Consider the following 20,820-nt stretch of genomic DNA (forward strand, 5'->3'; position numbering starts at 1 on the left):
GGCAGAAGTCTACGTCCGGACCGGCCGACCGCCAGAGCCCGACACCTGGCAAAGCGCGATAAAGGTGGGATGTCGCGCCGGTATGAGGCTTCTAGGCGGATTCACCTTTGCCGAGTGAGCCAAGTCATAGCCGACGCGGTCGCCCTGGGTAAAGAAGGAAGCGCCCAGGAGTGACCGAACGTGACTCGGGTTTCCTGTTACACCCCCTGGTGCATCGGGGCGCAAGCTGTAACACTTGTCCTCATGTATGGCAATGACTTCTCCGCCCCGGACGACGCAACCGGCGGCGGCCTGCTCGGCGAGGTCGAGGCGGCCGAGGCGGAGCTACGCGCCGCAGCCGCGCGGCAGCGGCGCGGCGGCCCCGCGCCGGACGAGGACCTGGCGGCGTACTTCACCGCGGTGGTCGACGCGGAGCAGAAGATCGAGCCGCGGGACTGGATGCCGGACGCGTACCGCAAGACGTTGATCCGGCAGATCGCCCAGCACGGCCACTCCGAGATCATCGGCATGCAGCCGGAGGGGAACTGGATCAGCCGGGCGCCCTCGCTCAAGCGCAAGGCGATCCTGCTGGCCAAGGTGCAGGACGAGGCGGGCCACGGCCTCTACCTCTACGCCGCCGCCGAGACCCTCGGCATCAGCCGGGACGAGCTGGTCCGGCTGCTGCTCGACGGGCGGCAGAAGTACAGCTCGATCTTCAATTACCCCACGCTGACCTGGGCTGACATGGGCGCGATCGGCTGGCTCGTGGACGGCGCGGCGATCGTCAACCAGGTGCCCCTGTGCCGCTGCTCCTACGGCCCGTACGCGCGGGCGATGATCCGGGTCTGCAAGGAGGAGTCGTTCCACCAGCGCCAGGGCTACGAGATCCTGCACACCCTGTCGCACGGCACCCCGGCCCAGCAGGCGATGGCCCAGGACGCGGTGGACCGCTGGTGGTACCCGTCGCTGGCCATGTTCGGTCCGCCGGACGGCAACTCCACGCACTCCACGCAGTCGATGGCCTGGAAGATCAAGCGCTTCTCCAACGACGATCTGCGCCAGCGCTTCGTGGACATGTGCGTCCAGCAGGCGGAGGTCCTGCGGCTCCGCATCCCCGACGCGGACCTGCGCTGGAACGAGGAGCGGCAGGCGTACGACTACACGCAGCCGGACTACGACGAGTTGATGCGGGTGATCTCCGGCGACGGGCCGTGCAACCGGGAGCGGATGACGCGCCGGCGGGCCGCGCACGCCGAGGGCGCCTGGGTGCGCGAGGCCGCCGCGGCGTACGCCGCCAAGCGGGCTGGACAGAGGGAGAAGGTGGCGGCGTGAGTACCGAGAACACCCCGTTGTGGGAGGTCTTCGTGCGGGCCCGGCGCGGGCTGTCGCACACCCACGTCGGCAGCCTGCACGCCCCCGACGCCGAGCTGGCCCTGCGCAACGCCCGGGATCTCTACACCCGGCGGCAGGAGGGCGTGTCGATCTGGGTGGTGCCGGCCAGCGCCATCACCGCGTCCAGCCCGGACGAGAAGGACGCCTTCTTCGACCCCGCCGCCGACAAGGTCTACCGCCACCCCACCTTCTACGAGGTGCCGGACGGGGTGGCCCACCTGTGAGCGGGCGGAGCGAGCGAACCAGTCAGCTCAGCGGCGCGGCGCGTTGCGCCGCCGAGCGAAGCGAGGTGGCGGCGTGAACGGCCCCGTCGACTTCACCCTCGCCCTCGGCGACGACGCGTTGATCGCCGCGCAACGGCTGGCCGAATGGACCACTCGCGCGCCGGAGATGGAAGAGGACATCGCGCTGGCGAACATCGCCCTCGACCAGCTCGGCGCAGCCCGCCTGCTGCTGTCGTACGCGGGCGAGCTGGAGGGCGCCGGCCGGGACGAGGACGCGCTGGCGTACCCGCGCGACGACCGCGAGTTCCGCAACGCGCTCCTGGTCGAGCTACCGAACGGCGACTTCGCGGTGACCATGGCGAAGCTGTTCTTCCTGGCGGCGTACCAGCTACCGCTGTACACCGCGCTGGCCGGGTGCCGGGACGAGCGGCTGGCCGCGATCGGCGCCAAGGCGCGCAAGGAGTCGGCGTACCACCTGGACCACGGCGCGTTGTGGGTGAAGCGGCTCGGCGACGGCACCGAGGAGTCGCACCGTCGGATGCAGGCGGCCGTCGACCAGGTCTGGCCGTACACCCACGAGCTGTTCGCCGCTGATCCGGAGACGCCGGTCGACCCGGCCACCTTGCGGTCGGCGTTCGACGACACCGTCGGCCCGGTGCTGGCCGAGGCGACGCTCACCCGGCCCGAGGGCCGCTGGGCGCCGGCCGGCGGGCGGACGGGCGTGCACACCGAGCACCTGTCGTACCTGCTCGCCGAGATGCAGGTGCTGCACCGGGCACACCCCGGAGCTAAGTGGTGAGCGACGCGAGGTCGGCCGCGGCGAGCGTGGTGGACCCGGAGATTCGGGTGATCACCATCGACGAGCTGGGCATCCTGCGCGCGGTCGAGAAGGATCCGGGCAGCGGGCGGGTCGTCGTCACCATCACCCCGACGTACACCGGCTGTCCGGCGATGGACGTGATCCGGGCCGACATCCGCCGCGCGTTGGCGCTCGCCGGTCACCCGGACGCCGAGGTCCGCACGGTCTACAGCCCATCGTGGAGCACCGACTGGATCTCCGACAGCGGGCGGGCGAAGCTCGCCGCCGCCGGGATCGCCCCGCCGGCCCCGGTGCCCGCCGCCGGCGTGGTGCCGCTGACCCTCGCGGTCCGCTGCCCGCACTGCGGCTCACCAGAGACCGAGCAGGTCAGCCGGTTCGGCTCCACCGCGTGCAAGGCGCTGTGGCGCTGCCGCTCCTGCTCCGAACCCTTCGACCACCTGAAGGCGCTGTGACAGTCACCATCACCCGGCCGGTCCGCCGCCGGCCGGTCTTCCACCCGCTGCCCGTCGCCGCCGTCGACCGGCTCACCGACGACGCCGTGGCGGTCACCTTCGCCGTACCAGAGGAGTTGCGGGAGACCTTCGCGTTCCGCGCGGGTCAGCACCTCACCGTGCGACGGGTGACCGAGGACGGCACGGACGTGCGCCGCTCGTACTCCATCTGCTCCACACCGGACGACCTGGCCCGGCACGGCCGGCTGCGGATCGGGGTGCGGGAGGTCCCCGGAGGCGCCTTCTCGGCGTTCGCCTGCGGCGCGCTGCGCCATGGCGACACCGTCGAGGTGCTGCCGCCGCTGGGCACCTTCACCACGGCCTTCGCACCGGACCGTGTGCGGCACTACGGCGCGGTCGTCGCCGGCTCCGGCATCACCCCGGTGCTCGCGCTGGTCGCGACCGCCCTGGCCGTCGAGCCGGCCAGCACCTTCACCCTGGTGTACGGCAACCGCACGGCGAACACGGTGATGTTCGCCGAGGAGTTGGCGGACCTGAAGGACCGGTATCCCACCCGGCTGCACCTGGTGCACGTGCTCTCCCGGGAGCAGGGCGAGTCACCGCTGCTCTCCGGGCGGATCGACACCGAGCGGTTGGGCCGGTTGCTGGGCACGATCGTGCCGGGCTACGCCATCGAGGAGTGGTTCCTCTGCGGGCCGTACGGCATGGTGGTCGACGTCCGGGCCGTGCTGGCCGAGCTCGGGCTGCCGGAGTCGTCGGTGCACACCGAGCTGTTCCACGTCGACGCGCCACCGGAGCCGGTGCGCCGCCCCACGGACCAGGCGGGCGCCGGGGCCGAGGTCACGATCGTGCTGGACGGCCGGTCGTCGAGTTTCACGATGGGCCGCGAGGAGCGGGTGCTGGACGCCGCGCTGAAGGTGCGCGGCGAGCTGCCGTACGCCTGCAAGGGCGGTGTCTGCTCGACCTGCAAGGCGAAGGTCGTCGACGGCGCGGTCACGATGGCCCGCAACTACGCCCTGGAGCCCGACGAGCTGGCCGCCGGCTACGTCCTGACCTGCCAGTCCAGCCCGACCACCGACAGGCTCACGGTCGACTACGACGCGTGAGGATGCTGTCCCGCCTGTTCCGCGTGGAGATCGACCCCAACGTCCGGGCCGCGGCCGGGGCATTCAACGACCCGCTGCTGCGCAGGCCGGCGCTGGGGCGCTCGTCACCGGAGCTGGAGGGGCGTGTCGGCCCGTGAACGGGCGACGTAGGCTCGGGGTGTGACGGTGAGCCGGGAGATCGACGACATCTTGCAGCGTGGCGCGGACGGCGGGCGGATCACGCCCGAGGAGGCGCTGCTGCTCTACACCGAGGCGCCCTTCCACCCGCTGGGCGAGGCGGCGGACGCGGTGCGCCGGCGGCGCTACCCGGACAACGTCGTCACGTACCTGATCGACCGCAACATCAACTACACGAACGTCTGCGTGACGGCGTGCAAGTTCTGCGCGTTCTACCGTGCGCCGAAGCACGCTGAGGGGTGGACGCACCCGACCGAGGAGATCCTGCGCCGCTGCGGTGAGGCGGTCGAGCTGGGCGCGACCCAGGTGATGCTCCAGGGCGGGCACCACCCGGACTACGGCGTCGAGTACTACGAGGAGCTGTTCGCCTCGGTCAAGCAGGCGTACCCGCAGCTGGTCATCCACTCCATCGGGCCGAGCGAGATCCTGCACATGGCCAAGGTCTCCGGGGTGAGCCTGGACGAGGCCATCGCCCGGATCAAGGCCGCCGGCCTCGACTCGATCGCCGGCGCCGGCGCGGAGATGCTGCCCGAGCGGCCCCGCAAGGCCATCGCGCCGCTCAAGGAGTCGGGTGAGCGCTGGCTGGAGGTCATGGAGCTGGCCCACCGGCAGGGCATCGAGTCGACCGCCACGATGATGATGGGCACCGGCGAGACGCACGCGGAGCGGATCGAGCACCTGCGCATGATCCGCGACGTGCAGGACCGCACCCGCGGGTTCCGGTCCTTCATTCCATGGACGTACCAGCCGGAGAACAACCACCTCAAGGGCCGCACCCAGGCGACCACGCTGGAATACCTGCGGTTGGTCGCGGTGGCCCGGCTCTTCTTCGAGACCGTGCCGCACCTGCAGGCGTCCTGGCTGACCACCGGCAAGGACGTCGGGCAGCTCGCGCTGCACATGGGCGTCGACGACCTCGGCTCGATCATGCTGGAGGAGAACGTCATCTCCTCGGCCGGAGCGCGGCACCGCTCCAACCTGCACGAGCTGATCGGGATGATCCGCTCGGCGGACCGGATTCCCGCGCAGCGGGACACCCTCTACAACCGGCTCGCCGTGCACCACACGCCGGCCGACGACCCGACCGACGACCGGGTGGTCTCGCACTTCTCCTCGATCGCGCTGCCCGGCGGCGGCGCCGGCCGTTCCCTGCCGCTGGTCGAGGTCAACTGATCCTGGTCGAGGCCCGGCCGTTCGGCTGAGCGTGGCTCATGCTCCCGCCCGGCCGCCTCGGCGGTCCGGGTGGTCCCGGTCGCTGCGGCGGCCAAGCTGCCGGTCAGGGGTGGTGGAGTTGATCGTGCGCGGCTAGCGTGCCGCCTCATACCCTTCGTCACCGTGCACGATCCACACCGGCGACCGCCGGCACCGTCGATGGGCGGATCAGTGGAATCGGCACGACCGTGCTGGTGGCGGGTGGTCTGATGGTGCGGGTCGAGCGACGGCGCGAGACAGTCCTCCATCGGCCCGTGCGGGCCGTTCACATAACGCACAGCGGTACGGGCGGGATGGGTGACCATTCCGCCCGTACCGTCTGCTCCCTCCCGACCGGACGGATGAAAGCGGCCCCGCCGGCTGGCGCGGAAGATCGACCTTCGATAACGTCCGCTCGTTCCGCAACCATTCTTTCTTCCCTATCCCCGGGGGACCGATGACACCGTTCCACCGCTCGGCCCTGGCCCGCGCGGGCGTCGTGGCCCTGCTCGCGGCCGGTGGCCTGGCCACCGTGGCCGCCCCGGCCCAGGCCGCCGACCAGGCCGACCTGGCCCTGGTGCCGCTCAGCTACGAGTTGGCGAAGGGCGTCAAGGAAGCCAAGGCCAAGCCGTTCAAGTTTCAGGTGGACAACACCAGGAGCACGGTCGACGCCAAGGACGTCCGGGTCACCGTTGAGACCAAGGGCCTGAAGGACCGCAAGGTCGGTGTGCTCGCCTGGGACGGCTGCGAGGTCGCCGGCACCACCTTCAGCTGCCTCCTCGGCGACCTGGCTGCCGGCACCACCGAGGACTTCGGCATCCCGCTGTTCTCGACGGGTGGTCGCGGCGCGGCCGGCACGCTGGTGGTCACCGTCAGCTCGGCCACCGCCGATCCCTTCACCGACGACAACACCGTCGAGCATGAGATCACCGTGGCCAAGCCCGGCTACGACCTGACCACCTGGGTGCAGGACGTCTACGCCGACGTGGTGGTGGACGGTGACGAGACGGGCGAGGCCGGTCGCACGTCGGTCCGGCCTGGCGAGACCGCCCCGCTGGACTGGGCGGTCTACAACGACGGGAGCCGCAAGGCCACCGGCCTGGCGTACGGCTTCACGCTGCCGGCGGGCGTCACCTTCGCTGAGCTGCCGGAGGGTTGCGTGGAGCAGCCGCTGAACGGTCTGGCGAACGCGTACTGCGAGGACTCCGGCGTGGTGCTGAAGCCGGGTCAGTTCTACACCGCCGATGTGCGGGTGCGGGTGCGGATCGGCGCGGACGTGACCGAGCCGGTGCTCCGGCCCGGGTTCCTCTTCGCCGCCGGCCTGGACGCCGCTCAGGGCAGCCCTGAGGAGCAGCCGCAGGTGGCGACCAGCGCGCAGCGCCGGGCGTTCACCGAAACTGACCACGGGGACAACATCGCGCAGTTCGACGTGTTCGTCGACCTGACCGCGCAGCCTACCCCGACCCCGACACCGACTCTCACCGCGACCTCCACGCCCACGGTGACGGCGACGCCGACCCCGGGCGGCACGACGACCCCGGGCGCGACCACGTCGCCGGGCGCGGGTGGCGGTGGCGGTGGTGGCGACGACGACGGCGGGCTGCCGGTGACCGGTGTGCAGGTCGGCCTGATCGGCGGCATCGGCGGCATGATCCTGCTCGCGGGCGGGGCGCTGCTGGTGCTCTCCCGCCGGCGCAAGGTCGTCCTGGTCGCCCCGGGTGACGAGAAGTCGACCGACTGACGCTGGCACGACGTGCGGGCGGGGTGGGTGACCACCCCGCCCTTTTCGTGTGCCGGGATCCCTGCCGCGCCACCCAGCGACCGTCGGGCGGCGGACGGCTGGCAGAGTGGAGGGGTGAGCCGTACCCCGCAGGGCCAGCGCGCCAGCCTGGACAAGCAGCCGCACGAGGTCGCCGCGATGTTCGACGGCGTAGCCGAGCGATACGACCTGACCAACACGGTGCTCTCCTTCGGCCAGGACCGCTCCTGGCGTCGGTCCACCCGGGCGGCGCTCGGGCTGCGACCGGGCGAGCGGGTGCTGGACGTGGGCGCCGGCACCGGTGTCTCGACCCGGGAGTTGGCGCAGTCCGGGGCGTACGCGGTCGGTGCGGACCTGTCCCTCGGCATGCTGCATGCCGGCAAGCGGGCCCGGCCCGAGGTGCCGTTGCTGGCGGGAGACGCGCTGCGGCTGCCGTTCGCCGACGCCAGCTTCGACGCGGTGACCATCTCCTTCGCGCTGCGCAACGTCAACGACACCGACGCGGCCCTGCGTGAGTTGGCCCGGGTGACCCGGCCCGGTGGGCGGCTGGTGGTCTGCGAGTTCAGCACCCCGGTCAACCCCGCCTTCCGGACGGTCTACCTGTCGTACCTGATGCGGTCGCTGCCGGTGGTGGCCCGCACGGTGTCCAGCAACCCCGAGGCGTACGTCTACCTCGCCGAGTCGATCCGGGCCTGGCCGGACCAGGCCGCGCTGGCCGGGCGGGTCGCGGCGGCGGGCTGGGGACGGGTGGCGTGGCGCAACCTGACCGGCGGCGTGGTCGCCCTGCACCGGGGCATCCGCGAGTAGTCCGGCCCGCGCCGTCGACCGACACCGACACCGACGATATTCCGGTTTCGTGAATATCAGTCTTTAGTCCACTTTGCGTCGTACGCTCGTCCGCATGACCCGAGCAGAGCCGGCGGACCCGGTGGCCGCCACCGACGACGACGCGGCCGAACTCATCGCGCAGTTGCGCGCGCTGGCTGGCGCTGATCCGGCGGACGTCCGGCAGGTCGTCGCCGAGGTGTTGGCCGCGCTGGACCGGGCGGCCGGCGGCGCGCTACGCGAGCACCTGCCGGAGACCATCCGGGTCGACGCGGGCCTGGACGCGCCCAGTCCGGCCTGACACCTGCCTGCTGTGGACGGTCGTTGACTGTCACATCTGCGAGTTAGGTACCCCTGATCCTGGGCAGGTATGACGCCGGTCATACACTCGTCCCGTCTGGCTTGTGAAGCATTTCACGAGCGTGCGGGAGGAGGCGCGGATGACCGCGGTGGAACACGATGCCGACGTCATCGTCGTGGGCGCCGGTCCCGGTGGATCGGCGACGGCTTACCACTTGGCGCGGCACGGCGTACGGGTGCTGCTGCTGGAGAAGACCGAGTTCCCCCGGGAGAAGGTCTGCGGCGATGGGCTGACCCCGCGCGCGGTGCGCCAGCTCGTCCGGATGGGCGTGGACACCTCGCCCGAGGCCGGCTGGCTGCACAACCGGGGCTTGCGGGTGATCGGCGGCGGGGTGCGCCTGGAACTGGACTGGCCGGAGCTGGCCAGCTTCCCCAACTACGGGCTGGTACGCACCAGACTCGACTTCGACGACCTGCTCGCCCAGCGGGCGGTGGCCGCCGGCGCCAAGCTGCGGACCAACGTCAACGTGCTCGGCCCGGTGCTCGACGGCGACGGCCGGGTGACCGGCGTCGAGGCCGAGGTGGGCCCGGGCAAGGAGCCCGCCACCTTCCACGCGCCGCTGGTCGTGGCGGCGGACGGGGTCTCCGGCCGGTTCCCGCTCGCTCTCGGGCTGGCCAAGCGGGAGGACCGGCCGATCGGCGTGGCCGTCCGGCGCTACTACCGCTCCCCGGTCAAGCACGACGACAACTACCTGGAGTCCTGGCTGGAGCTGCGCAGCAAGGACAGCGGCGACAACCTGCTGCCCGGGTACGGCTGGATCTTCGGGCTCGGTGACGGGCGGGTCAACGTCGGCCTCGGCGTGCTCAACTCGTCCTCCGCGTTCGGCAAGACCAACTACCGCCGGCTGCTCACCGACTGGCTGGCGAACACGCCCGTCGACTGGGGAATGACCGACGAGGCCAACGCCGACGGCCCGATCCTCGGCGCCGCGCTGCCGATGGGCTTCAACCGGGTGCCGCACTACACCCGTGGCGTGCTGCTGGTCGGCGACTCCGGCGGCATGGTCAACCCGTTCAACGGGGAGGGCATCGCCTACGCCATGGAGTCCGGCGAGCTGGCCGCGGAGGTCGCGTTGCAGGCCCTCGCGCGGCCCGCCGGCCCGGAGCGGGAGCGGGCGCTGATGGCGTACCCGAACGAGCTGAAGGCGCGGCTCGGTGGCTACTACCGGCTGGGCGGCATCTTCGTGAAGCTGATCGGTCGTCCGGAAATCATGCGGATCGCCACCAAGCACGGAATGCCGCATCCGACGCTGATGCGCTTCGTACTCAAGCTGCTGGCCAACCTGACCGACCCGCGTGGCGGGGACGCGATGGACCGGGTCATCAACGCGATGACGAAGGTAGCGCCAGCGGCCTAGATGGACCGTGTCGGTGCTGGTCACAGCCCCGGACCGGACAGAGATCGACCCCCGCCGGCAGCCACCGCGAGGGACGTGAATAGTGTGATTTTCGTCAAGCACCGAGGGCAGGGAAGGACGAGCAGGAGAAAACGATGACGCTCTCGCCTTACGCACCGATCATCGGGCTGTTTGCCCTCGCCGCGGCGTTTTCGCTGTTCTCCGTTGGCGCCGCCCGCTTTGCCGGTCCCCGTCGTTACAACAAGGCCAAACTCGAGGCTTACGAGTGCGGCATCGAGCCCAGCCCCCAGCCGGTCGGCGGCGGGCGGTTCCCGATCAAGTTCTACCTGACGGCGATGCTCTTCATCGTCTTCGACATCGAGATCATCTTCCTCTACCCCTGGGCGGTCTCGTTCGACGCTCTGCCGATCTTCGGCTTCGTGGAGATGGTCCTGTTCATCGTCGCGGTCTTCGTCGCGTACGCCTATGTGTGGCGGCGCGGCGGCCTGGACTGGGACTGAGGAAGGAACGTCAGATGGGCATCGAGGAGAAGCTTCCCGCCGGCGTCCTGCTCACCTCGGTGGAGAAGCTGGTCAACTGGTCCCGGAAGTCGTCCGTGTGGGGCGCCACCTTCGGCCTGGCCTGCTGCGCCATCGAGATGATGGCCGCCGGTGGTCCGCACTACGACATGGGCCGCTGGGGTATGGAGGTCTTCCGGGCCTCGCCCCGGCAGGCCGACCTGATGATCGTGGCCGGCCGGGTGAGTCAGAAGATGGCGCCGGTGCTGCGCCAGATCTACGACCAGATGGCCGAGCCCCGCTGGGTGCTCTCCATGGGCGTCTGCGCCAGCAGCGGCGGCATGTTCAACAACTACGCGATCGTGCAGGGCGTCGACCACGTCGTACCGGTCGACATGTACCTGCCCGGCTGCCCGCCCCGGCCGGAGATGCTGATCGACGCGATCCTCAAGCTCCGCGAGAAGATCATGTACGAGCCGCTGGGCCCGAACGGCCGCAAGATGCTGGCGGCCCGCCAGGAGCGTGGCGACGTCCCGGTCGTGCCCTACGGCTCCATGCCGTCCTCGTACCGCAACGACAAGGCCCGGCGTGCCGAGTGGACCCGGGCGGTCCGCGAGGGGCGCGAGGAGCAGCTGCGAATCGAGAACTGGATGAACGCGCAGAACCACCTCCACCCGCAGGTAGGCCCCAAATGACGTCACCCACCGACAAGCCCAACGACGGCGGCGTGCCGGTACCGGTCACCCCGGCCGGTGCCAGCAGCACCGCCCCCGCCGAATACCCGCCAGCCAGCCCGGCGGGCCGCGGGATGTTCGGCAACCAGGGCACCGGCGACGTGTCCGGCTACGGCGGCCTGGTCCGCCAGCGCGAGCCGATCGAGGAGGCCGCCCGGCCGTACGGTGGCTATTTCGACGAGGTCCGCGACGCGCTGGAGGAGGCCTACCCGGCCTTCGGCGACGCGATCGAGAAGGTCGTGGTCGACCGGGGTGAGCTGACCCTGCACGTACGCCCGGAGCGCATCGCCGAGGTCTGCCAGGTGATGCGGGACGATCTGGCGCTGCGCTTCGAGCTGTGCTCCTCGGTGTCCGGCGTGGACTACCTCGGCGCCGACGAGCGCCGGCTGCACGTGGTCTACCTGCTCACCTCGATGACCTACCGGCGTCGGGTCCGCCTGGAGGCCGCCGTCTCCGTGGAGAGCCCGCACCTGCCCAGCGTGACGGCGATCTACCCGACCGCCGACTGGCAGGAGCGGGAGGCGTACGACATGTTCGGCATCGTCTTCGACGGCCACCCCAACCTGACCCGCATCCTCATGCCGGACGACTGGGAGGGCCACCCGCAGCGCAAGGACTACCCGCTCGGTGGCGTGGCGGTCGAGTACAAGGGCGCTGAGATCCCGCCGCCGGACCGGAGGAGGTCCTACCAGTGACCACGTCGAACTACGCGACCGAACGCGAGACCACCGAGGGCAGGGTCTTCACCGTCACCGGTGGGGACTGGGACTCGGTCGTCTCGAGCACCGACCCGATCAACGACGAGCGGATCATCGTCAACATGGGTCCGCAGCACCCGTCCACGCACGGGGTGCTGCGGCTGATCCTGGAGCTGGAGGGCGAGACGGTCCGCGAGGCCCGCTCGGTCGTCGGCTACCTGCACACCGGCATCGAGAAGAACCTCGAATACCGCAACTGGGTCCAGGGCTCGACGTTCGTGACCCGGATGGACTACCTCGCGCCGATCTTCAACGAGACGGGTTACGCGCTGGCGGTCGAGAAGCTGCTCGGCATCACCGACGACATCACCGAGCGCGCCACCACCATCCGCGTGCTGATGATGGAGCTCAACCGGATCTCGTCGCACCTGGTCTGGCTGGCGACGACCGGCATGGAGCTGGGCGCGATCTCGATCATGCTCTACGGCTTCCGCGAGCGGGAGTACATCCTCGACATCTTCGAGACCATCACCGGCCTGCGGATGAACCACGCGTACGTCCGTCCGGGCGGCGTGGCGCAGGACGTGCCGGACGAGGCGATCGTCAAGATCCGCGAGTTCCTGAAGATGATGCCGAAGAAGCTCAAGGAGTACGAGGACCTCCTCTCCGGCCAGCCGATCTGGACCGAGCGGACGCAGAACGTCGCGGTGCTGGACGTGACCGGCTGCGTGGCGCTCGGCATCACCGGGCCTGTGCTGCGTTCCGCCGGGTTGGCCTGGGACCTGCGTAAGACCATGCCGTACTGCGGTTACGAGACGTACGAGTTCGACGTGCCGACCCACCCCGACGGCGACGTGTGGGGCCGCTACCTGGTCCGGCTCGCCGAGATCCGGGAGTCGATGAAGCTGGTCGAGCAGGCGCTGGACCGGCTCCGGCCGGGCCCGGTGATGGTCGCCGACCGCAAGATCGCCTGGCCGGCGCAGTTGGCCATCGGCGTCGACGGCATGGGCAACTCGCTGGAGCACGTCGCGAAGATCATGGGTCAGTCGATGGAGTCGCTGATCCACCACTTCAAGCTGGTCACCGAGGGCTTCCGGGTCCCGCCGGGCCAGGTGTACGTCGGCATCGAGTCGCCCCGCGGCGAGTTGGGCGTGCACGCGGTCTCCGACGGTGGCACCCGGCCGTACCGGGTGCACTACCGGGAACCGAGCTTCGTCAACCTCCAGGCTCTCCCGGCGATGGCCGAGGGCGGCCTGATCGCCGACGTGATCGCCGGCGGCGCCTCGCTGGACCCCGTGATGGGTGGTTGTGACCGATGACTTTCACTGACACGACGCGCGAGCGGGCGCGCGAGATCATCGCCCGCTACCCGGCGGACCGGTCCCGCTCGGCGCTGCTGCCGCTGCTGCACCTGGTCCAGTCGGAGGAGGGGTACGTCTCTCCGGCCGGTGTCGCGTTCTGCGCCGAGGTGCTCGGGCTGAACAAGGCCCAGGTCGGCGCGGTAGCCACCTTCTACACCATGTACAAGCGCAAGCCGACCGGCGACTTCCTGGTCAGCGTCTGCACCAACACGATGTGCAACGTGCTCGGCGGCCAGGAGGTCTACGACACCCTCGCCGAGCACCTCGGTGTCGGGCACGACGAGACCACCGCCGACGGGAAGATCACCCTGGAGCACGCCGAGTGCCTGGCGGCCTGCGACTACGGCCCGGTGATGACCGTCAACTACGACTTCTTCGACGGCGTGGACTCGTCCACCGCGGTCGGCGTGGTCGATGAGCTGCGCGCCGGCGGCCGGCCGATGCCGACCCGCGGCGCCCGGCTCTGCACGCTCAAGGAGATGGCGGTCCAGCTCGCCGGTTTCGCCGACGAGCGGGACGGCGCGGTCGCCGACGGCGGGCCGGGCGAGCCCACCCTGCGCGGGTTGCGGCTGGCGCAGCAGCACGGCGTCTCGGTGCCGGGCTTCGACCCGAACACCCCGATCCGCAGCAAGGCGGAGGCGGACAAGGCGGCCGCCAAGGCGAAGGCCGCCGAGGCCGCCGCGACGCCCGTTGAGGCGCCCGCCCCGCAGGTCAGCCCGGTGAAGGGTGGCGACGGGGCGTCCGCTCCGACGGGTACGCCCGGCAACGCCGGCGCCGGCCAGCCGGCGGAGATCTCCCCGCCGACCCCGCGCGACGCGCAGGAGGCGGAGGCCGCCGGTGTGGCGACCAACGCGCCGGCCGGTGACGGCAAGCCCGCCGGTGACTCCACCGGCGCGCAGGAGCGCAACCTCAACGAAGCGTCGGCGAGCGCCGATGGCGCGACCTCCACCGTCGCGAGCGAAACGGGGGCCCAGAAGTGACCACTCCCCGCCCGGAGACGCTGGCCAAGCTGACGCCGGTGCTGACCAAGCGCTGGCTGTCGCCGGACGCCTGGCGGATCGGCACGTACGAGCAGCTGGACGGCTACGCTGCGCTGCGCAAGGCGCTCAAGGCCCACCCGGACGACCTGATCCAGCTCATCAAGGACTCCGGGCTGCGTGGCCGGGGCGGCGCGGGCTTCCCCACCGGTCTCAAGTGGGGCTTCATCCCGCAGGGCGACGGCAAGCCGCACTACCTGGTGGTCAACGCCGACGAGGGCGAGCCGGGCACCTGCAAGGACCTGCCGCTGATGACCCACGACCCGCACTCCCTGGTCGAGGGCGTGATCATCGCTTCGTACGCGATCCGGGCCAACCGCGCCTACATCTACATCCGGGGCGAGGCGGTGCACGCCGCGCGCCGGCTGCGCAACGCGGTCCAGGAGGCGTACGACAAGGGCTACCTCGGCCGCAACATCCTGGGCAGCGGCTACGACCTGGAGCTGGTGGTGCACTCGGGCGCCGGGGCGTACATCTGCGGCGAGGAGACGGCGCTGCTGGACTCGCTGGAGGGGTTCCGGGGCCAGCCCCGGCTGCGCCCGCCGTTCCCGGCCACCCACGGCCTGTACGCCAGCCCGACGGTGGTGAACAACGTCGGCACCATCGCCAGCGTGCCGCCGATCGTGCTCGGCGGGGCCGACTGGTGGAAGACCATGGGCACCGAGAAGTCGTCCGGGCCGATGATCTACTCGCTCTCCGGCCGGATCGCCAACCCCGGCCAGTACGAGTGCTCGATGGGCGTCACGCTGCGCGAGCTGCTGGAGCTGGCCGGCGGGATGCAGCCCGGGCACAACCTGAGGTTCTGGACCCCGGGCGGTTCGTCCACCCCGCTGCTCGCCGCCGAGCATCTGGACGTGCCGCTGGACTTCGAGGGGGTGGCGGCAGCCGGGTCGATCCTCGGCACCACGGCCACCCAGATCTTCTCCGACCAGGACTGCCCGGTCTACGCGACCTACCGGTGGCTGGAGTTCTACCACCACGAGTCGTGCGGCAAGTGCACCCCGTGCCGGGAGGGCAACTACTGGATGGTCCGGGTCTACCGGCGGATCCTCGCCGGCCAGGGCACCCACGAGGACCTGGACACCCTGCTGGACACCTGCGACAACATCCTCGGCCGCTCGTTCTGCGGCCTGGGTGACGGCGCGACCAGCCCGGTGACCTCGTCACTGAAGTACTTCAAGCAGGACTACCTCGACTACATCGAGGGACGTACCGCGCCGAAGCTCTCCGACAAGCAGCTGGTTGGAGCTCACTGATGACGGACGTAGCCAAGCAGACCGACACGGTCACCCTCACCATCGACGGCGTCGAGGTCACCGCCCCCAAGGGGACACTGCTGATCCGGGTTGCCGAGCAGATGGGCACCGAGATCCCCCGGTTCTGCGACCACCCGCTGCTGGCACCGGCCGGCGCGTGTCGGCAGTGCCTGGTCGAGGTGGAGGGGCAGCGCAAGCCGGTCGCCTCCTGCACACAGGCCGTCGCCGACGGCATGGTGGTCCGCACCCAGCTCACCTCCCCGGTGGCCAAGAAGGCGCAGGAGGGGGTGATGGAGCTGCTGCTCCTCAACCACCCCCTGGACTGCCCGATGTGTGACAAGGGCGGCGAGTGCCCCCTGCAGAACCAGGCGATGTCCACCGGCCGCACCGACTCGCGCTTCCACGAGCACAAGCGGGAGTACGAGAAGCCGATGGCGATCAGCAGCCAGGTGCTGCTGGACCGCGAGCGTTGCGTGCTCTGCCAGCGCTGCACCCGGTTCTCCGAGGAGATCGCCGGCGACAAGTTCATCGACCTGATGGGCCGGTCGTCCACCGAGGAGATCAACATCTACCGGGACGACGCGTACGGCGCGGAGGGCGACGCGGGTGACGTGCCGTTCAACTCCTACTTCTCCGGCAACACCGTGCAGATCTGCCCGGTGGGCGCGCTGACCGGTGCCCAGTACCGGTTCCGTGCCCGGCCGTTCGACCTGGTCTCCAGCCCGAGCGTCTGCGAGCACTGCTCGGCGGGCTGCGGGCAGCGCACCGACTGGCGGCGCGGCAAGGTGCTGCGCCGGCTGGCGGGCGACGAGCCGGCGGTGAACGAGGAGTGGAACTGCGACAAGGGCCGGTGGGGCTTCCAGTACGCCCGGGCCACCGACCGGCTGACCACCCCGCTGGTCCGCGACGAGCGCACCGGCGAGCTGCGCGAGGCCTCCTGGAGTGAGGCGCTCACCGTGGCCGCCGAGGGGCTGCACGCGGCCCGCGAGAGCGGGCAGGGCACGGCGGTGCTCACCGGTGGTCGGCTGACCGTCGAGGACGCCTACGCGTACGCGAAGTTCGCCCGGGTCGCGCTGAACACCAACGACATCGACTTCCGGGCCCGACCGGTCTCCCGCGAGGAGTCCGACTTCCTGGCCAGCTCGGTCGCCGGGGTCACCGACGTCACCTACACCGACGTGGAGAACGCGCCGGCGGTGGTGCTGGTCGGCCTGGAACCGGAGGAGGAGTGCCCGATCCTCTTCCTGCGGCTGCGCAAGGCGTACCTGAAGAAGACCCTGACGGTGTACGCGCTGGCGCCGTTCGCCACCCGCGGCCTGGAGAAGCTCGGTGCCAAGCTGGCCCGGGTGGTGCCGGGCGAGGAGGCGAGCGTGCTCGCCGAGCACGCCACGGTCGCCGAGGCGCTGAGCGCGCCGGGCGCGATCCTGATCGTCGGCGAGCGGCTGGCCACTGTGCCGGGCGGGCTCTCCGCCGCGGCGGACGTGGCTCGGCGTACCGGCGCGAAGCTGGTCTGGGTGCCGCGGCGCGCGGGTGACCGCGGCGCGGTCGACGCGGGCTGCCTGCCCAACCTGCTCCCCGGTGGACGGCTGGTCACCGAGCCGGCCGCCCGCGCCGAGCTGGGCGAGGCGTGGGACATCCCGGCCGGGGTGATCCCGAGCCAGGCCGGTCGGGACACCGATCAGATCCTGGCGGCTGCGGCGAACGGGCAGCTCGGCGCGCTGGTGGTCGGCGGGGTCGACCCGGCCGACCTGGCCGACCCGCGGCTCGCCGAGACCGCCCTGGACGCGGTGCCGTTCCTGGTCAGCCTGGAACTGCGCGGCAGCGCGGTGACCCGGCGGGCCAACGTGGTGCTCCCGATCGCCCCGGTGGTCGAGAAGGCCGGCAGCTTCCTGGACTGGGAGGGTCGGCTTCGTCCGTTCGAGGCGGTGCTGCAGACCGCGGCGATGACCGACGGTCGGGTGCTCGACGCGCTGGCCGCGCTGCTCGACGTGCGGCTCGGCACCGCGGACGTGCCGAGCGTGCGCCGCGAGCTGGGCACGCTGCCGGCGACCCGCACCCAGCGGCCGGCGCCGCCGTCGGTGGCGCCGGGTACGGCGCCGCGCCCGGGCGCCGGGGAGGCCGTGCTGGCCACCTGGCACCAGCTTGTCGACCTGGGCACCCTGATCGACGGCGACGAGCACCTCGCCGGCACCGCCCGCCCGCCGGTGGTCCGGCTGGGCAAGGGCACCGCCGAGGCGCTCGGGGTCGCCGATGGCGACCCGGTCACGGTGGGCACGGACCGGGGGGCGCTGACCCTGCCGGCGGAGCTCACCGAGATGCCGGACGACGTGGTCTGGCTGCCGACCAACTCACCGGGTTCGACCGTTCGACGCAGCCTTGGGGCGACGTCCGGCGCGGTCGTCCGGATCTCCGTCCCCGCACCGAGCGCGGCCGTCCCGGCCGGGCGGGTGGCGGCGGACGAGGCCGGTCTCCCGGGTCCGCTCCTCAACGCTGGGGGTAACCAGTGAGCCCGTCTTACCTGGCCCAGGACCCGACGCTGGCCGACTTCGGTCGGGATCCGTGGTGGCTGGTTCTCATCAAGATCGTCTTTGCGTTCGCCTTCGGTCTGGTGGCCACCCTGCTCGGCGTCTGGTTCGAGCGGCGCGTGGTGGGCTACATGCAGGTGCGGCCCGGCCCCAACCAGGTCGGCCCGTTCGGCCTGCTGCAGACCCTCGCCGACGGTTTGAAGATGGCCTTCAAGGAGGACATCCTGCCGAAGGCGGCCGACAAGGTCGTCTACTTCTTCGCCCCGACCATCTCGGTGATCTGCGCGGTCACCGCGCTGGCGGTGGTGCCGTTCGGCCCGATGGTGAGCATCTTCGGCCACCACACGCCGCTGCAGGTCACCGACGTGCCGGTGGCGGTGCTGTTGCTGCTGGCCTGCTCCTCGATGGGCGTCTACGGCATCGTGCTGGGCGGGTGGGCCTCCGGCTCGACGTACCCGCTCCTCGGCGGCCTGCGGTCGAGCGCCCAGATGATCTCCTACGAGGTCGCCATGGGGCTCTCCATCGTGGCGGTGTTCATGACCGCCGGCACGATGAGCACCAGTGGGATCGTCGCCGCCCAGGGCCACGGCACCCAGCTGTCCATCTTCGGCCAGCAGATCCCGGCGCCGGGCTGGTACGCGATCCTGCTGCTGCCCAGCTTCATCATCTTCTTCATCGCCACCGTGGGTGAGACCAACCGGGCGCCGTTCGACCTGCCCGAGGCCGAGTCGGAGCTGGTCGCCGGCTTCATGACGGAATACAGCTCGCTGAAGTTCGCGCTCTTCATGCTCAGCGAGTACGTCGCGATGGTGACCATGTCCGCGGTCACCACCACGCTGTTCCTCGGCGGTTGGCGTGCGCCGTGGCCGATCACCATCTGGGAGGGCGCCAACTCCGGTTGGTGGCCGATGCTCTGGTTCTTCGGCAAGGTGATCGCGCTGGTCTTCGTCTTCGTGTGGCTGCGCGGCACGCTGCCTCGGCTGCGGTACGACCAGTTCATGCGCTTCGGCTGGAAGGTGCTGCTGCCGATCAACCTGGTCTGGATCCTGGTCCTGTCGGGCCTGCGTTCCATCGAGGACTGGGACGCGCGCGGCAAGATGATCGCGGTCGGCATCCCGGCCGGCATCCTGCTGATCGCCACGCTGTTCTGGCCCAGCCGCCGACCGCAGCCGAAGCCGACGACGCAGGAACAGGTGGACAGCCGCCCGTACGGGAGCTTCCCGCTGCCACCGATGGATCTTCAGGTACCACCGAGCCCGCGTATCACGCGCGTGGTCGCCGAGCGGGAGCCGGCCAACATCGCCACCGGCTCGGACTCCAGGGAGGTGTGACGTGGGCACGATCACCGGAACGTTCAAGGGCTTCGGGGTCACCTTCTCGCACATGTTCAGGAAGGTCGTCACCACCGACTACCCGTTCAAGCCGCCGGTGTCGGCGCCGCGCTACCACGGGCGGCACATCCTCAACCGGCACCCGGACGGGCTGGAGAAGTGCATCGGCTGTGAGCTGTGCGCCTGGGCCTGCCCGGCGGACGCGATCTTCGTCGAGGGTGGCGACAACACCGACGAGCAGCGTTTCTCGCCGGGCGAGCGGTACGCCAGCGTCTACCAGATCAACTACGCCCGGTGCATCTTCTGCGGGTTGTGCATCGAGGCCTGCCCGACCCGTTCGCTCACCATGAGCAACGAGTACGAGCTGGCCCGGGACAACCGGCAGGATCTGATCTTCACCAAGGAGCAGCTGCTCGCACCGCTGCTCGAAGGCATGGAGCAGCCGCCGCACCCGATGCGTCTGGGCGACAGCGAGAAGGACTACTACGTGGGCGCGTTGGACAACCCGGGCACCTCCGCCGGGGCCGAGACGTCCCCGATGGGCCCCGGCCGCTACCAGGTCGAGGAGCACCCCGGCGTCACGTTCCCGGGCGCCGAGCAGGCGGCCCAGCGAGCCGGCGCGGGCAAGGGAGACGGAGCATGACAACGGAGACGGTGCTCGCCGCGGCGGGTTCGGTGCCCGGCGGCGAGGCGGTCACCTTCTGGATCCTCGCCCCGCTGGCGCTGATCGGGGCGATCGGCATGGTGGCGGCGCGCAACGCCGTGCACTCGGCGCTCTGGCTGGTGCTGACCATGCTCTGTCTGGGCGTGTTCTACGTGCTCCAGGCCGGTCCGTTCATCGGCATGGTGCAGATCATCGTCTACACCGGCGCGATCATGATGCTCTTCCTGTTCGTGCTGATGCTGGTCGGGCGGGACTCCTCGGACTCACTGATCGAGACGCTGCGCGGCCAGCGGGTCGCTGCGATCGTGCTCGGGCTGGGCTTCGCCGGCCTGATCGGCAGCGGCCTCTACCAGGCGCTGGACAAGACCACCGCGGTCGGCCTGGAGCAGGCCAACGCGGAGGGGAACGTGCAAGGCATCGCCCGGCTGCTGTTCACCAAGTACGTCTTCGCGTTCGAGCTGACCTCGGCGCTGCTGATCACCGCAGCGGTCGGTGCCATGGTGCTGGCGCACGTCGAGCGGCGTAAGCAGGACAAGATGGACCAGCCGGCCACCATGCGGGCGCGCTTCGCTCCGGGCAGCTATCCCGGTCCCAAGCCGGGCCCCGGAGTCTTCGCGACCTCCTCCTCGGTGGCCACCCCGGCCCGGCTGCCCGACGGCCGCCTGACCGACCGCAGCACCCCGGCGATCCTTCCGCAGCGTGAGCTGACCGCCGAGGAGACCACGCTGAAGGGGACGGACAAGTAATGGACGGGTTCTTCTCGGTCGAGCCGAACTACTACCTCGTACTCGCCGCGGTGCTGTTCACCATCGGCGCCGCCGGGGTGCTCGTACGGCGCAACGCGCTCGTGCTGTTCATGTGCGTGGAGCTGATGCTCAACGCGGCCAACCTGACGCTGGTCACCTTCAGCCGGATCAACGGTGACCTCAACGGTCAGATCATGGCGTTCTTCGTGATGGTGGTGGCGGCGGCTGAGGTCGTGGTCGGTCTCGCGATCATCATGTCGATCTTCCGGACTCGACGCTCCGCGAGCGTCGACGACGCCAACCTGCTCAAGTACTAAGGGGCAAGCAA

Annotated in this window: 22 protein-coding genes; all 22 read left to right on the plus strand. The window is 70.6% G+C overall.

What is annotated here, in order from left to right; all coding sequences use genetic code 11:
* Window positions 1-243: 243 nt before the first annotated feature.
* The 22 genes from paaA to nuoK all read left to right on the plus strand — a co-directional run bounded on the left by paaA (window position 244) and on the right by nuoK (window position 20,809).
* Complete coding sequence (paaA, locus tag ACWD5O_RS18400; RefSeq protein ID WP_450086002.1) at window positions 244-1,311, plus strand: 1,2-phenylacetyl-CoA epoxidase subunit PaaA; 1,068 nt, start codon at window positions 244-246, stop codon at window positions 1,309-1,311.
* A complete protein-coding gene (gene paaB, locus ACWD5O_RS18405; protein WP_354967313.1) occupies window positions 1,308-1,595 on the plus strand; it encodes a 1,2-phenylacetyl-CoA epoxidase subunit PaaB in 288 nt (95 codons plus the stop codon). Before paaA ends, paaB begins: the two co-directional genes overlap by 4 nt.
* A gap of 73 nt (window positions 1,596-1,668) precedes the next feature.
* Window positions 1,669-2,394 (plus strand): 1,2-phenylacetyl-CoA epoxidase subunit PaaC, encoded by a 726-nt coding sequence (gene paaC / locus ACWD5O_RS18410; protein WP_450086003.1) that lies wholly within the window; start codon window positions 1,669-1,671, stop codon window positions 2,392-2,394.
* Window positions 2,391-2,867, plus strand: coding sequence for a 1,2-phenylacetyl-CoA epoxidase subunit PaaD (gene paaD, locus ACWD5O_RS18415; RefSeq protein WP_354967315.1), 477 nt, complete (start codon window positions 2,391-2,393; stop codon window positions 2,865-2,867). Before paaC ends, paaD begins: the two co-directional genes overlap by 4 nt.
* Window positions 2,864-3,973: a 1,2-phenylacetyl-CoA epoxidase subunit PaaE gene (paaE, locus tag ACWD5O_RS18420; RefSeq protein ID WP_354967316.1), complete on the plus strand. Its 1,110-nt coding sequence runs from the start codon at window positions 2,864-2,866 to the stop codon at window positions 3,971-3,973. Before paaD ends, paaE begins: the two co-directional genes overlap by 4 nt.
* Window positions 3,970-4,110 carry a hypothetical protein gene (locus tag ACWD5O_RS18425; RefSeq protein ID WP_354967317.1) on the plus strand — a complete coding sequence of 47 codons (141 nt, stop codon included), beginning with the start codon at window positions 3,970-3,972 and terminating at the stop codon, window positions 4,108-4,110. Before paaE ends, ACWD5O_RS18425 begins: the two co-directional genes overlap by 4 nt.
* 22 nt (window positions 4,111-4,132) lie before the next feature.
* Window positions 4,133-5,323 (plus strand): cyclic dehypoxanthinyl futalosine synthase, encoded by a 1,191-nt coding sequence (gene mqnC / locus ACWD5O_RS18430; RefSeq protein ID WP_354967318.1) that lies wholly within the window; start codon window positions 4,133-4,135, stop codon window positions 5,321-5,323.
* A gap of 475 nt (window positions 5,324-5,798) precedes the next feature.
* A complete protein-coding gene (locus ACWD5O_RS18435; RefSeq protein WP_449936226.1) occupies window positions 5,799-7,082 on the plus strand; it encodes an LPXTG cell wall anchor domain-containing protein in 1,284 nt (427 codons plus the stop codon).
* A 114-nt stretch (window positions 7,083-7,196) separates the two neighbouring features.
* Complete coding sequence (locus ACWD5O_RS18440; protein WP_354967320.1) at window positions 7,197-7,907, plus strand: demethylmenaquinone methyltransferase; 711 nt, start codon at window positions 7,197-7,199, stop codon at window positions 7,905-7,907.
* A gap of 94 nt (window positions 7,908-8,001) precedes the next feature.
* A complete protein-coding gene (locus ACWD5O_RS18445) occupies window positions 8,002-8,226 on the plus strand; it encodes a hypothetical protein (RefSeq protein WP_089018103.1) in 225 nt (74 codons plus the stop codon).
* A 139-nt stretch (window positions 8,227-8,365) separates the two neighbouring features.
* Complete coding sequence (locus tag ACWD5O_RS18450) at window positions 8,366-9,643, plus strand: geranylgeranyl reductase family protein (RefSeq protein ID WP_354967321.1); 1,278 nt, start codon at window positions 8,366-8,368, stop codon at window positions 9,641-9,643.
* A 134-nt stretch (window positions 9,644-9,777) separates the two neighbouring features.
* Entirely contained in the window at window positions 9,778-10,143 is a 366-nt protein-coding gene (locus tag ACWD5O_RS18455) for an NADH-quinone oxidoreductase subunit A (RefSeq protein WP_074316036.1), read from the plus strand.
* A 14-nt stretch (window positions 10,144-10,157) separates the two neighbouring features.
* Window positions 10,158-10,835, plus strand: a complete 678-nt coding sequence (locus ACWD5O_RS18460; protein WP_145785918.1) for a NuoB/complex I 20 kDa subunit family protein — start codon at window positions 10,158-10,160, stop codon at window positions 10,833-10,835.
* On the plus strand, window positions 10,832-11,569 hold the full coding sequence (locus ACWD5O_RS18465) for an NADH-quinone oxidoreductase subunit C (protein WP_354967322.1): 738 nt from the start codon (window positions 10,832-10,834) through the stop codon (window positions 11,567-11,569). Before ACWD5O_RS18460 ends, ACWD5O_RS18465 begins: the two co-directional genes overlap by 4 nt.
* A complete protein-coding gene (locus ACWD5O_RS18470; protein ID WP_354967323.1) occupies window positions 11,566-12,891 on the plus strand; it encodes an NADH-quinone oxidoreductase subunit D in 1,326 nt (441 codons plus the stop codon). Before ACWD5O_RS18465 ends, ACWD5O_RS18470 begins: the two co-directional genes overlap by 4 nt.
* A complete protein-coding gene (nuoE, locus tag ACWD5O_RS18475; protein WP_450086004.1) occupies window positions 12,888-13,913 on the plus strand; it encodes an NADH-quinone oxidoreductase subunit NuoE in 1,026 nt (341 codons plus the stop codon). Before ACWD5O_RS18470 ends, nuoE begins: the two co-directional genes overlap by 4 nt.
* Entirely contained in the window at window positions 13,910-15,226 is a 1,317-nt protein-coding gene (gene nuoF / locus ACWD5O_RS18480) for an NADH-quinone oxidoreductase subunit NuoF (protein ID WP_354967325.1), read from the plus strand. Before nuoE ends, nuoF begins: the two co-directional genes overlap by 4 nt.
* On the plus strand, window positions 15,226-17,733 hold the full coding sequence (locus ACWD5O_RS18485; protein WP_450086005.1) for an NADH-quinone oxidoreductase subunit G: 2,508 nt from the start codon (window positions 15,226-15,228) through the stop codon (window positions 17,731-17,733). The genes nuoF and ACWD5O_RS18485 overlap by 1 nt, the downstream gene beginning before the upstream one ends.
* Complete coding sequence (gene nuoH, locus ACWD5O_RS18490) at window positions 17,730-19,082, plus strand: NADH-quinone oxidoreductase subunit NuoH (protein WP_354967327.1); 1,353 nt, start codon at window positions 17,730-17,732, stop codon at window positions 19,080-19,082. The genes ACWD5O_RS18485 and nuoH overlap by 4 nt, the downstream gene beginning before the upstream one ends.
* 1 nt (window position 19,083) lies before the next feature.
* Window positions 19,084-19,725, plus strand: coding sequence for an NADH-quinone oxidoreductase subunit NuoI (gene nuoI, locus ACWD5O_RS18495; RefSeq protein WP_121655456.1), 642 nt, complete (start codon window positions 19,084-19,086; stop codon window positions 19,723-19,725).
* Window positions 19,722-20,492: an NADH-quinone oxidoreductase subunit J gene (locus ACWD5O_RS18500; RefSeq protein WP_450086006.1), complete on the plus strand. Its 771-nt coding sequence runs from the start codon at window positions 19,722-19,724 to the stop codon at window positions 20,490-20,492. Before nuoI ends, ACWD5O_RS18500 begins: the two co-directional genes overlap by 4 nt.
* The gene (nuoK, locus tag ACWD5O_RS18505) at window positions 20,492-20,809 is read left to right on the plus strand and encodes an NADH-quinone oxidoreductase subunit NuoK (RefSeq protein ID WP_354967329.1); all 318 of its coding nucleotides are present in this window, start codon (window positions 20,492-20,494) and stop codon (window positions 20,807-20,809) included. The genes ACWD5O_RS18500 and nuoK overlap by 1 nt, the downstream gene beginning before the upstream one ends.
* Window positions 20,810-20,820: the final 11 nt, after the last annotated feature.

It is taken from the genome of Micromonospora sp. NPDC005161, from assembly GCF_053599855.1.